Below are 11963 nucleotides of genomic sequence, written 5' to 3'. Positions count from 1 at the left end.
ATCGTCTTCGTACCACTCGATGTTGTCGCCGGCCGCGGTGGCGGTGCCTGCGGCGAGGGCGAGTGCGAACGCGGCTGCTGCGCCGGTGGTGAGGCCGGCGGCCAGGCGAGTGCGGGCGGTGGTCATGGTGATCTCCTCGAGGGGGTTCGGCAGGTCGGGGGTCAGGCGGGCTGGGGTCGGAAGGCGAGGGGCGGTCTGTGCCGGTTCAGGCGCTGACGATCGCCGCCTTCAGGGTTGTCCGGCTGTGCCGGTGGGCCCATCGTTTGATGTCACGTGACGATAAAACGTCGGATGTGTGAACGTCGTCGTGTCAACGGCGACCGGCGCGGTACGGCGCGGTGTGCACTTCACGGTTCACGTACTCCTGGCTCAGAAGGGGGGTGACTGTGTCAGATTACGGTTCTGCATCGGTCGGTTTGCGCGCTTTGGGAAACACTGCGCTTCCCGCTCGGGTGGGGCATGGTTGCCGTCACCAGACCGATGCGGACCTTGATCCGACTGCGTCGCCCTGTGCGATACATGACAACGCGGTGTGTTTCATGCAGCCGCAGTCGATCGAATCCGGAAGGTTGCCCTCCATCGCCGCCGGCGTGGGCCGGCGAGTGAATCGGAGAGCAGTTCGGTTCTGACCTGGACTTACGCCCGCGTGAGACATCCCGAACGCTAGCGTCCCACTCTGGCGTTTGTCGAGTGCAGAGGTGGTTTTTCGCCGGATCAAGCCGTCCGTATTAGTCAAATTTGTGCCGACATTCAGAAGTGACGTAGATCACAGTTTTATATTGGAGTGACATGGCTCGGTTCCGATTCTGGCGCTGTTTGTGCAGGTCGGCAGCGATGAGGGTGGTGCGGGTCGGTGCGGCACGATCCGTGCGAGACATGTCACAAATTTGACGTTCGATGGCGTCGGACAACTTTTCTTGCCGCTGAGCCGTGGAATCTGGCTACTGGGTCTGTCAGAGTACGAATCATGCAAAAGCGTGTTTCAAAAGTTTCCTTCGTGCGCCGGGCAGGTGCGCTGGCCGTCGCCGGCGCCGCCACCGCCGCACTCGCCGGCCTGGGTGCCGGTAGCGCCCAGGCTGCGCCTGGTGACAACCTTCCTGACAATTGCCTCGAGTTCTCGTCGACCGGCAACAACTGGATCACAGACGCGGACGCCGCCATCGATTGGACCGGGAACATTCCAATTCCGGACATCGGGACCACGGTCAACGAGGTGCTCAACGGCAGCGTCAAGATCCGCAACGTCTGCGACGAGCCCGCCAAGTTCCAGGTGTACGCCGGGAATTGGTCGGTGAGCGGCAATGGCTCGGCGTATGTCCGCGCCGACCTCGGCACGCAGATCGGCGTACGGAAGAACCTGGCGCCGGCGGGGAACTTCGGTATCGAGGTGGCCGCCAAGAATGTGACCAAGAACGTCCCGATGGAAGTGAAGCTCTTCCTCGGAATCCCGGCCGGTGAGACCGCCCAGGGCTTCACGATCAATCCGGGCTGGTCGTTCTCGCTCGAAGAGGTCGCCCCGGGCGGCGGCAACGGCGGCGGCGACTGCGAATCCGGTTCGCTGGCCGGCGTGGACCTGTTCGGCAGCCTCGGACAGAAGTGCGGCGACACCGGCAGCCTCGGCAGCGGATCGAGCGTGTCCAAGCAGCTGATCGACCTGAACTCCCCGGCGATCACCACCCGCTGACGCGGGCCCGCCCCAACAAAGACTTCGGCCGCACCAACCCCTCGGTGATTCCCCGGCCTTAGACGGTTGCCACGCGCAACCACCCCGTCCGTACCGGACCACCGGTGCGGACCCCTCCCCCCTCAAGCGTCCCGGGAACCCCCGGACCGCCCACGAACAGTAAGGCAACATCAATGAACAAGGTCACCAAGGGCGCCCTCGCCGCAGCAGCCGGCGCAGCCATCCTGGCCGGCGGCGCTGGCACCATGGCCGCGTGGAACTCCAACACCCAAGCTACCGACGGTGGCACCATCACCGCTGGCTCGCTGAACGTCGTCCAGAAGGCAGGCACCGGCGGCTGGGCATGGGTCAATGGGACCACCCCCGGTGCGGCTATCCCCAATTTGGAGGCGATCAAGCTGGTTCCCGGCGACCAGATCCAGTACACGGCCACCTATGACGTCACCCTGGTCGGCCAGAACCTGAAGGCTGAACTGGTTCCGACCCTCACCGGCGTGAGCGGCGACCTGGCAAATTCCCTGACTGCCACCAACACCGGCGGCGGAACCGTGCAGGTCAACCAGCCGGGTACCACGTCCCACGATGTCAGCACCGTGGTCACGTTCAGCCCGAGCGCCGACAACGACACCATGACCAAGACCGGCGTGCTGTCCGGCGTCTCGGTCACCCTGACCCAGAAGCAGTAACGGCCAAGTAAGGGAAGATTGTGAAGCCCCAACTCAAATGGGCGCTCGCAGCGGCGGCGGTTCTGCTGGTGGGATTCTTTTCCATCCAGCAGACCGGCGCACTGTGGCGTTCGGAAGTGCCCGGCGGCGGAGCCAGCACCGTCACCGCCGGCAAGCTCGACATCTCGGTGGGCGACGGTGTTAAAGCGTTCGATCTGAGTGGACTGACGCTCCCGGACGCCTCCCCGGGTGACAGCGTCCAGAAGCCGCTGCCGGTGATCAACTCCGGCAACGTGAAGATGTCTTACAAGCTGAACAGCGTCGGCGTACAGGCCGAAGCCGGTAAGACGGCGGCACCCCTTCTGGTGCGCGTCGCCAAGGTCGCCAATGAAGCTGCCTGCACCCCGACCGAGGACGTGGGCGAAGTGCTCTACAACGGCGCGGCTTCTCAGGCTTCTACCGCTGCCCGCACCGTGCCGGCCAATACCACTGAGGTCCTGTGCCTGCGCGTGACGATCGCCGACAACGCCGGCGTCTCGCAGAGTTCCAACGCCACCTTCACCTTCGGCGCGAGCTCGGTCAGCGGCGCATGATGTTCGGTCGCGGGAAACACCACACCGCCGAGACCGGTGCTCTGCCGGTCTCGGGCGAGGCGTCGGCAAAGGCAACGAGCCACGACGAAGATGCGACGCCGCCCATGTGGTGGGTCAAGAACATCTTGTCCTGGACGTTGCTGGCCGCCGCCGTCGCGCTGCTCGCAGCGCTCGTGGTGGTCCCGCGACTGACCGGCTCCACCGCCTACACGGTGCTGACCGGTTCGATGGAACCCACCTATCCGCCCGGAACCCTGATCGTGGTGAAGCCGACCGCAGGCGACCAGCTCGAGGCCGGTGACGTGATCACGTTTCAGCCGGAGTCGGGCAATCCGTCGGTCACCACCCACCGCATCGTCAGCATCGTCTACGACGCATCCGGTGTGCGACGGTTCATCACCAAGGGCGACGCTAACAACACCGCCGACGCGGTGCAGTTGGTCGAGGAGCAGATCCGCGGACGGCTCTGGTACTCGGTCCCGTATGTCGGCCGGATCAACTCGCTGATCTCCGGTTCCAGCCGCAGCATTCTCGTCGTGCTGATCGCTGGCGGCCTCGGGGCTTATGCCCTGTGGATGTGGTACTCCAGCTACCGCGACCGCGGCAAGGACACACCGGAGCCCGATGAGGCTTCACCGGACCAAGGTTCGCCGAAGGCCGGACCGCCTCCCGGTAGCGGCCCCCTGGTGGGACCGCCCCGCCCGCCCGGTGAACACGCGCCCACGGCGAGCCGCGCGCCGTACCAGCCGGGGCCGCACTCCCACGAGTTCGCTCAGCCCGCCGGTTCTTCTCCGCCGGCCACCACGCGGTTGACGTCGCAATGCGTCACCTGCGGTTCGCCGACGGAACCGTCGTCCGCGATCACCCAACCGATACCCGTTATCCAATGACTAAGGCAGAACAGATGTCTTCTCCCACTCCCACCCCGGACAAGGGGTCGCGGGTCCGCCGCCTCGTCGGTGAGACCGGCTGGACTCGTGCTCGCGCCATCGCCTCCCTCGGCATGGTCTTTGGCCTCGGAGCAGTCGGCACCCTTGCCGCCTGGTCCGACCAGGCCGTCGCGACAACCGGCATGTTCTCCACCAGCGCGGTCAACGTGCAGATGGAACTGAACGGTGAGCGTCCGACGACCGAGCTCGCTGCGTTGAGCAAGACCAACCTCGCGCGAGGTGCCACGCTCGCGGGCAAGCTCCCGGTCAAGAACACCGGCAGCGCGCCTTTCACTTACACGATCAAGGCCCTTTCTGAGGACAATGGCACCGCCGGCTACGGCGACGCCAGCGCCGCGGCCTTCGCCCAGAACCTCAAGGTGAATGTTTATCGGGGCGCCACCGTGGTCGGCACCACTTGCAGCGGCGGCACGGCAGTCAATGCCGGCGGCACGGCACTGGGGCTCGGCCCGGTCGCCATCAGCTCGGCCAGTCCGACACTTGCAGTCGGCGACAGTGACGACTTGTGCTTCCAGATCACGCTCGATTCCAACGCGCCGATCGCGGCCCGCATGTCGGCGCTCTCGATCGACTTCCAGTTCGTAGCGACCCAGGCCTGATCCGATGTCCAGTCAGCACATAGCAGCGACGGCGCCACGCCGGTCCCGGCGAGAGCTAGCGCTCAACGTCGGGGCCGTCGCGGGCCTGCTCTGCCTGGTGGTGGCGGTGGCATCGATGATCTTCGGGATCACTCCGCTCGTGTTCCGCTCGGGCTCCATGGCTCCGCAGATCACCACGGGATCGCTCGCACTGGCGCGCACCGTGCCGGCCGCGGACCTCCGCGTGGGCGACGTCGTGAGCGTCGAGAACGATTCGGGTACCCGGATCACCCACCGCGTAATAGCCGTGGAACCGGCCGGCGAAGGCGCCGTCTCGCTCACCCTGAAGGGCGACGCGAATCCGATCGCCGATGGGTCGCCGTATGTGGTGACCGAAGCCGACCGGGTGATCACCAGTGTCCCGGGCCTCGGTTACGTCGCCGCTTGGCTCTCGAGTCGGACGGCGATCTTCCTTGGTGGCGTACTGGCCGGTGCACTGCTCATGCTCGCCTTCGGTCCACTGCGTCGTCCGGGTACCGACGAACCCGAAACCGCTGCGCCCCTCGGCGCACCCCACTCCGAAACCGACCAGCCCGCCGACGGCGAGGCTCAGCTCCAGGAGGCCCACCGTGGCTAATCTCTTCTCCACCATCCGCGGCAAACTGCCGTCCAAGCGGGCGATGATGGCCATCGGCGGCGCCTCGGCGCTCGCCGTGGTCGGCGTGGTCCAGACCACCGCGACCCTCGCCGGGACCACAGATGAAACCACGGCCCAGGTGTCGCAGATTGCGAGCCAGAACTTCTTCCCGACGCCGCTGGTAGATCTGACGTGCAAGACTGACTATGACGCAGGAAAAGCAAACACCGCAGCCCTATTTAGCTGGCCGGCCATTGCCGGCATGAAATATCGAGTGTTGGTGCTCCGCAACAATAACCCCTCAAACGTACGCGCTGACTTTTTTACGACCGACACGTCGTACCGTTATCGGGCCAGTAGTGCGGGAGATGATCGTGTCAGGGTTTACACGGTCAACGTTGCCAGTGGTGCCACGGATGCAACAAGAATCATGTCGAGCGGCTACCTCAGCTGGTCGGTATACGCCAGTTCAGGGGTGTATACGAAGTGTTCGTCAAAGTTCACGGACGCACCCAATGTCGATGCGTGGGAAGACAGTGCGGCGTGGGAGCCACAAAAGAACTACAGCAGGAACACGCAGAATCGAGCGTTTGATCCGTCCAAGTCTGCGGGCGAGACTGCATTGCCTTCGAAGAGTGAAGAGCCTTCAATGAGTCCGGAACCGTCAGCCAGCGAAGCGCCGTCCAGCGCCGAAGCTCCGCCGAGTAGCGAGGCGCCGTCGACCAGCGAAGCCCCGTCGGCCACTTCGCCCGCGGAGTCGCAGGCTGAACCTACGATCACTATCGCCATCCGGGTGTCGGGAGACCGACGCGAGTTGGGGGTCTTCCACGACGGTGGCACTGACCCCGTTTGCTCGGTTCCGCTGGAGGAAGGCGACAGGCCGGCCGTCGGCAATAACAAGGTCTCGATTCAGAACGGCAACTCTGTCTACGAAGTCGACACCACGACCTGCGCCAAGAAGTAAACCTGCGCTGACCAGTCGGGTTCCACGTATGTGCGAATCCGCAGTCCTTCGGCCGTCGAATTCGACACTAATTCACCAGAAATGGAGCACTACCCCATGTCACGCACTATCTCGCGCCGCTTGATCAGCGTCGCCGCCTCCGCGGCTGTCCTCGGCGGCGGTCTCACCGGCGTCGCCACCACCACCGGTGTCGGCACCGCGGACGCTGCCACGTGCAAGAGTTCGTCGACCAAGAAGTACACCCTCGTTGTCGACTACGGCTTCGAAAAGGCCGTCAAGGGTCGCGCCGTGGCTGGCGGCACGGTGACCTACGCACTCTCGCTCAGTACCAACAGTGCCGGCAATCCCTACGTCCAGGATGTGTGGGATACGCCTCCGACCGCACTCAAGGGTGTGAAGCCGACCGTCAAGGTCAAGGCGTTTACGCTGATCGGCGGGATTCTCGGTGGCGGTGGCGCCTTTGGTGGCCTGATCGAAGAGACCCCGATCTCCCCGGGTGCGGTCAAGGCTGACGGCGACCGCTGGAAGATTTCGCACACCGGTTGGGCGGTGTTCTCCAGTAGGGCGTTCACGGCCGAGTACACCTACGAGATTCCCTCGAAGGTGCTTCCGGGTACCAAGCTCACCAGCGGTGGTGCCGCGTTCCAGGCAACGCCGAAGCCTCCGCTCGGCTACGTGAACATGCCGGACATGACCGCCTGCACCACCGTGAAGGTGCCGAATGCCGGTGAAGCGATCCTCGGTTCCATGGATATGGCCGGCCTGGGCTCGTCCGAAGGCCAGCTGTCGAGCGCCGGTTCGCTGAACGACCTGCTGCCCGGCATCATCGGCGGCATCATCGGCGGCGTCGGTGGTGGCGACAAGGACAAGGACGAGGACAAGAAGTAGTAGTCCTCCGCACTGCCTGACCGGCCCGGATTCCGTCGACACCGACGGAATCCGGGCCGGTGGCATCGATGGACTATCGTCACGTGAGGTGAGCACCAGTTTCAGCATCCCGGACGTGTCAGATCCGATGAGCCGTCATCCGAAGGCCCCGGCACCCGGCGAACCGTTCCGTCTGCACCACAATTTGTGCCACGGCTGCGGCGACGACGCCCCCGGCGGTCTGCACGTGACCGTCTACGCCGGCGAAGGCTTCGCCACCACCGCCGAGATGACGGTGGAGAAGTGGATGATGGGCGGGCCCGGCGTGATCCACGGCGGCGTCCTCACCGCGGCCTTCGACGAAGTCCTCGGCACCACGCCGCTGATCATCGGCACGCCCGTGGTCACCGGGCACCTGCAGGTGGACTTCCGCAAACCCATCCCCATCGGCACCACGCTGCATTTCAATGCCGAGGTCGTCGCCAAGGAACGTCGGAAGGTGTTCGTCCGGGCCACCGCGCACCTCGGCGACCCGACCGAGATCGTCGCCTCCGCGTCGGCCATCTTCATCGAGATCGATCTGAAGGAACACTTCGGCAAGTACGCCGACTCGGCGTCGCTCTCACGCCCGTAAGACGGCGAATCTGAAGTTTCCCTGAGAAAACACCGCCGGGGGTCAATACTGTCAGCAACCAACTGCTGCCAGGAGGAACCGGTCATGAACAGTCGTCGGGTGCGTCAGGTGCTGGTTGCGGGGCTGGCGGGAGCGGCGCTGGCCGTCACCGGCTGCTCGGCCAGCGTGCAGGTGGGCGGCAGCCCCGACTCGTCGAAGCCGGCGTTCTCCACCAAGGTCTCGTTCACGGAGAAGTCGAGCAAGCTGAGCCTGCCGAAGGAGACGGTGGAGGAGTACTCGGCCAAGCAGCTCGCCAAGGATCCGAACAATCTGCCCGAGATCCGCTGCGATGGAGGCCTGGAGGGCACCATCGGATACACCCAGGCGTGCCAGGTGCAGATCCTCGGTGAGTGGTACCCGTACACCGCCACCGTGGTGTCGGTGGTCGACGACCGGATCAACTGGCGGATCGTCGCCGACGACCCGGCCTCCATCCCGCAGTAGCGGCCGCACCCGCGAGGCCGCTTCGGGCGGTCTCGGCCCCCGGGCGACGGCCGAGCGCGGGCGGGGGAGAATCGTCGTATGTCAGGACGAGGGACGAAGGGCGTGCCCAAGGCCGAGCGGATGGCGGCCATCCTCGCTGCCGCGAGTGCCATGTTCGTGGAGCAGGGATACGCCAATACGTCGGTCGCGGCGATCGCCGCGCAGGCCGGCGTGACCAAGCCGCTGGTCTACAGCTATTTCACGTCGAAGGGTGCGCTGTACGGCGAGTGCGTTCGCGCCGCCGGCGAGCGGATCCTCGGTGACGTGGTGAGCGCCCAGCGCGGCACCTACGCCGACCGCGCCGTGGGGACCATCACCGCGATCCTGCGGGCCATCGAGCAGAGCCCCGCCGACTGGGCCCTCATCATGTTCGACACCAGCGTGCACCCCGGCATGGAGGAGTTCGAGCTGGTCGACCACTATCGACGCGCCGTGTCCGTGGTGGGCGTCGAGTCGGTGGCCGAGCTGGTCGCCTCGTCGGACGCCCCGCACGAGGGCGGCGACGAGCGGCTGCTGGCGCAGTTCTGGCTCGCGATCGTCACCACCTCGGTCACCTGGTCGATGCGGCACCCGGCCGAGTCGGCCGACCAGACCGCCGACCGGATCCGGCGGATCCTCGCCCTCCTCGCGAGCATGCTCGGCGGCGGCGGCGTCGTCGACGATGGTCCCGGAGGTCCGAACCTTTCGATATGACCGACGGTCATATATGGTCGGTTGCCGTGGGAAGCGGGGCCGACCGACGGCTCCTGCCTCCCCGGCACCTGTCGGTCAACGGAAAGGGGCACAGGATGTCGGCTGCCGACCTGGGAGCAAAGGTGTGGGATCTCCTGACCTACAAAGTGGTGAACCGCATCGAGCCGGCGAATCGGCGCGGCTACTCCGACGAGGTGCCCGAGCACTTGCCCGAGGGCGGGTGGAAGGTGGTTCACTACGGGATCATGGTCCCGGGCCTGCCGGAGCCGGTGCGCTTCTTCGACATGATCTCCATCTTCGGGACCGCCACCAACGTGCCGATCTTCGCGGCGCCGGAACTGACTCCGCACGAGCCCGATGACACCGCCTGGCTGCTTCTCGGCTCGGCCGTCTCGCGCGACAACTTCACCGCCTACAGCATCTCGAAGGACTGTGACACCCCGCCGGATCGGAGTCGGCTGGCGGTGGGCGACGGCCTCACGATCACACGGTCGCAGGGCAAGCTGCAGATGTCCGCGGCCACCGACGGGCTGGAGGCCGAGCTGACCATCCGCCCGTCCCGCGCCATCTCCCACTTCGTGCACATTCCCGGCCTGTACGACCACTGGAGCGTTCTCTGCGAATACGAGGGCACCTTCCGGCCGGCCGGGGCCGCCGAGCCCATCGTGACGTCCGGGCTGTGCACGTGGGAGTACGCGCGCGGCCGCACCGACGTCCCGATCCCTATGCGGCTGTTCACGTACCAGATCTTGAACATCGACGCGCAGACGCAGGTGCTGATGGTCGAGGTGCTGGGCCTCGGGGGAGTGCCGCTGCAGCGGCTGGTCTACGTGCGCAGCCTCGACGGAAGCTCGCACACCTACGGCAGCGGATATCGCCACCGCGTGCACGAGTACCTGCCGACCGTCACCACGCCCGACGGGGTGCCCATGCGTCTGCCGCGGACGTTCGAGTGGGCGGTGGACGACGAGCACGGCAACGAGCTCATCGTGATCCGCGGCGTCGCCAACGACGACTACGCCTACGGCATGGCCGCGGGCTACGCCGGCAGCTACCAGTACACGGGCCGCTTCCGGGGCTGCGACATCGACGGGTGCGGCTACATCGAGTGGATCGATCGTCGCGGCGGACGACGCGAGCGGTCGCTGCGCTACTAGCGGTCGGGTTCGGTCGGCGGGTCCCGCTCGACGGGGCCTGCCGGTCGTCTCTGCACAACATGGTGTGCACATCATGTTGTGCAGGGCCGTCTGGCGGGGTGCCGCCCTGCTTCATCACGGCCGTCGGTGAGCAGCCGAAATGTCGGACGCGGGTGAGATGATCGGGTCGTGGCAGTTCATCACGAATCCGATCGCGCGGGACTCGACGCTCTCTGCACCCGCTGGCGGGAGGGGTCGCTCATCGGCGACGCGTCCCTGTTGTATCCCGAGCAGTACCCGGACGTCTGGGCGCACGGTCGCCTCGTCGAACTGAACAACCGGTTCTGGGGCAACCTTCTGGAAGGTGCCGAGGGCGGCGGCCGTTTCGCGAGCAAGTGGCAGCTGCAACTGGAGGGCGCCGGCGTCGAAGTGCGGCTGCTGGCCGCCGAGTGCCTGCTGATGTACTACCTGCCGACGGTCGCTGTCGGCCGGGACCGCAAGGTGGAGATGATCAACGCCACCATCGGGTCCGACCACCCGGACCTGCACGTGAACAGCGGCAGCCCCGTGTACGAGGTGCTCAGCGGCGGGGTCGCCAACGCCGGTCAGTACTACAACTCTCGCCAGGACCTGCACGTCGGCTACCTGATGGAGCTGGTGCTGCGGATCAAGGAGAAGTCTCCGGCAGAGCGGGCCGCACTCCTCCACGACGACCCGTGGGGCTTTGTGCGGTTCGCCGAGGAGGGGGAGCGGCAGAGCGACGCGATGCGTCATTTGGTGTGCCACCTGCTGTATCCGGAGTACTTCGAGCGGATCGCGTCGAACGATCACAAGGCCTTGATACTCAGGGCTTTCGCCGAACTCGACTCGACGGGCCCGGAGGCCGGCCAGGACGAGAAGCTGTACTCGATCCGGCAGGCGCTGAAGCAACGGTTGCCCGACTGGGGTGAGGACCGCCGCGACTATTACGGCGCGGACTTGGAACCGATTTGGCGCCCCGTCAGCCGATCCGTCGACGACGACGCCGACGATCCGGCGTTCGCGGTGGCGTTCAAGAAGCAGATCGTCTTCTACGGCCCGCCCGGCACCGGCAAGACCTACCGGGCGATGCGGCTGGCCGAGACGTTGATCAGGACCGCGGCCGTGCAGCGGTGGGGTGTGGGCGGTTACTTCAACGATCTGGAGCGGGCGGACCGGGCGGTGGCCGCCAACGTCACGCGGCTGCAGATGCACCCGTCGTACGGGTACGCCGAGTTCATGGTGGGCCTGCGTCTCGACGCCGACGGCGGCACGACCCACCAGCTCGGTGCGCTGCCGCGGCTGGTGAACCGCATGCGCGTCGAGCGGGCGGAGTTGGGCGAGCGCGCCCTGCCGCACGTGCTGATCCTCGACGAGATCAATCGGACCGACTTGAGCACCATGTTCGGCGAGGCGTTCAGTGCGATGGAACGCGACAAGCGGGACACCGAGCTGGAGCTGTTCGCCGACGGCGACGACGGGGAGCCGATCCGGTTCAGCATGCCCTCGGACCTGTACATCATCGGCACCATGAACGAGATCGACCAGTCGGTGGAGGCGCTGGACTTCGCGCTGCGTCGCCGCTTCTTCTGGTTCGCGACGCCCTACGACGAGGCCGACCTCTACTCGATCTGGGCGGCGCAGTGGCGTGAGCAGGACGTGCCGGTGGACTGGGACGCGGCGAGGCCGCAGCTCGACGAGTTCGCCGCGTGCGTCACCGGATTGAACGCGCGGATCCGCGAACTGCCCGAGCTGGGGCCGGAGTACGAACTCGGTGCCGCCGTCTTCGCCGACCTGCCGTACTTCGTGGGCCGCGCATGGCGGAACAAGAGCCACGGCCGGGGCAGCGGCAAGTACCTGTGGGACGGCAACGGGAAGCCGCTGGTGCCGCTGAACTCGCTGTGGTCCCTGTCGATCCGGCCGGTGTTGGAGCAGTACCTGGCCGGCTCGGACCGGCGCGCCGAGGAACCCGAAGAACTCAAGCACCTGCTGCTGTCCCGCCCGGCCGGCTGACCATGGCCG

Annotated in this window: 13 protein-coding genes; all 13 read left to right on the top strand. The window is 66.1% G+C overall.

What is annotated here, in order from left to right:
- Window positions 1-997 precede the first annotated feature (997 nt).
- The 13 genes from ACFFJD_RS16025 to ACFFJD_RS15965 all read left to right on the top strand — a co-directional run bounded on the left by ACFFJD_RS16025 (window position 998) and on the right by ACFFJD_RS15965 (window position 11954).
- A complete protein-coding gene (locus ACFFJD_RS16025) occupies window positions 998-1684 on the top strand; it encodes a hypothetical protein (RefSeq protein WP_382365958.1) in 687 nt (228 codons plus the stop codon).
- 173 nt (window positions 1685-1857) lie between these two features.
- Complete coding sequence (locus ACFFJD_RS16020; protein WP_382365956.1) at window positions 1858-2370, top strand: alternate-type signal peptide domain-containing protein; 513 nt, start codon at window positions 1858-1860, stop codon at window positions 2368-2370.
- Window positions 2371-2390: 20 nt separating this feature from the next.
- Window positions 2391-2942: a hypothetical protein gene (locus ACFFJD_RS16015; protein ID WP_382365954.1), complete on the top strand. Its 552-nt coding sequence runs from the start codon at window positions 2391-2393 to the stop codon at window positions 2940-2942.
- On the top strand, window positions 2939-3832 hold the full coding sequence (locus ACFFJD_RS16010; RefSeq protein WP_382365952.1) for a signal peptidase I: 894 nt from the start codon (window positions 2939-2941) through the stop codon (window positions 3830-3832). Before ACFFJD_RS16015 ends, ACFFJD_RS16010 begins: the two co-directional genes overlap by 4 nt.
- A 14-nt stretch (window positions 3833-3846) precedes the next feature.
- On the top strand, window positions 3847-4491 hold the full coding sequence (locus tag ACFFJD_RS16005) for a SipW-dependent-type signal peptide-containing protein (RefSeq protein WP_382365951.1): 645 nt from the start codon (window positions 3847-3849) through the stop codon (window positions 4489-4491).
- A gap of 4 nt (window positions 4492-4495) precedes the next feature.
- Entirely contained in the window at window positions 4496-5107 is a 612-nt protein-coding gene (locus ACFFJD_RS16000; protein ID WP_382365949.1) for a signal peptidase I, read from the top strand.
- Window positions 5100-6071, top strand: coding sequence for a hypothetical protein (locus ACFFJD_RS15995; protein ID WP_382365947.1), 972 nt, complete (start codon window positions 5100-5102; stop codon window positions 6069-6071). Before ACFFJD_RS16000 ends, ACFFJD_RS15995 begins: the two co-directional genes overlap by 8 nt.
- Before the next feature lie 96 nt (window positions 6072-6167).
- Window positions 6168-6959 (top strand): hypothetical protein, encoded by a 792-nt coding sequence (locus tag ACFFJD_RS15990; protein WP_382365945.1) that lies wholly within the window; start codon window positions 6168-6170, stop codon window positions 6957-6959.
- 88 nt (window positions 6960-7047) lie between these two features.
- Window positions 7048-7572, top strand: a complete 525-nt coding sequence (locus ACFFJD_RS15985; RefSeq protein WP_382365944.1) for a PaaI family thioesterase — start codon at window positions 7048-7050, stop codon at window positions 7570-7572.
- Window positions 7573-7656: 84 nt separating this feature from the next.
- Window positions 7657-8055, top strand: a complete 399-nt coding sequence (locus ACFFJD_RS15980; protein ID WP_382365942.1) for a hypothetical protein — start codon at window positions 7657-7659, stop codon at window positions 8053-8055.
- A gap of 78 nt (window positions 8056-8133) precedes the next feature.
- Window positions 8134-8787 carry a TetR/AcrR family transcriptional regulator gene (locus ACFFJD_RS15975; protein WP_382365940.1) on the top strand — a complete coding sequence of 218 codons (654 nt, stop codon included), beginning with the start codon at window positions 8134-8136 and terminating at the stop codon, window positions 8785-8787.
- 95 nt (window positions 8788-8882) lie between these two features.
- On the top strand, window positions 8883-9944 hold the full coding sequence (locus ACFFJD_RS15970) for a DUF6670 family protein (RefSeq protein WP_382365938.1): 1062 nt from the start codon (window positions 8883-8885) through the stop codon (window positions 9942-9944).
- A 168-nt stretch (window positions 9945-10112) separates the two neighbouring features.
- The gene (locus ACFFJD_RS15965; RefSeq protein WP_382365936.1) at window positions 10113-11954 is read left to right on the top strand and encodes an AAA family ATPase; all 1842 of its coding nucleotides are present in this window, start codon (window positions 10113-10115) and stop codon (window positions 11952-11954) included.
- Window positions 11955-11963: the final 9 nt, after the last annotated feature.

This window comes from Gordonia phosphorivorans (assembly GCF_042432625.1).
In the GTDB taxonomy this organism is placed as follows: Bacteria; Actinomycetota; Actinomycetes; order Mycobacteriales; family Mycobacteriaceae; genus Gordonia; species Gordonia phosphorivorans.
Note: the sequence above shows the minus strand (reverse complement) of the source record. Positions and strands in the feature narration are given on the sequence as shown.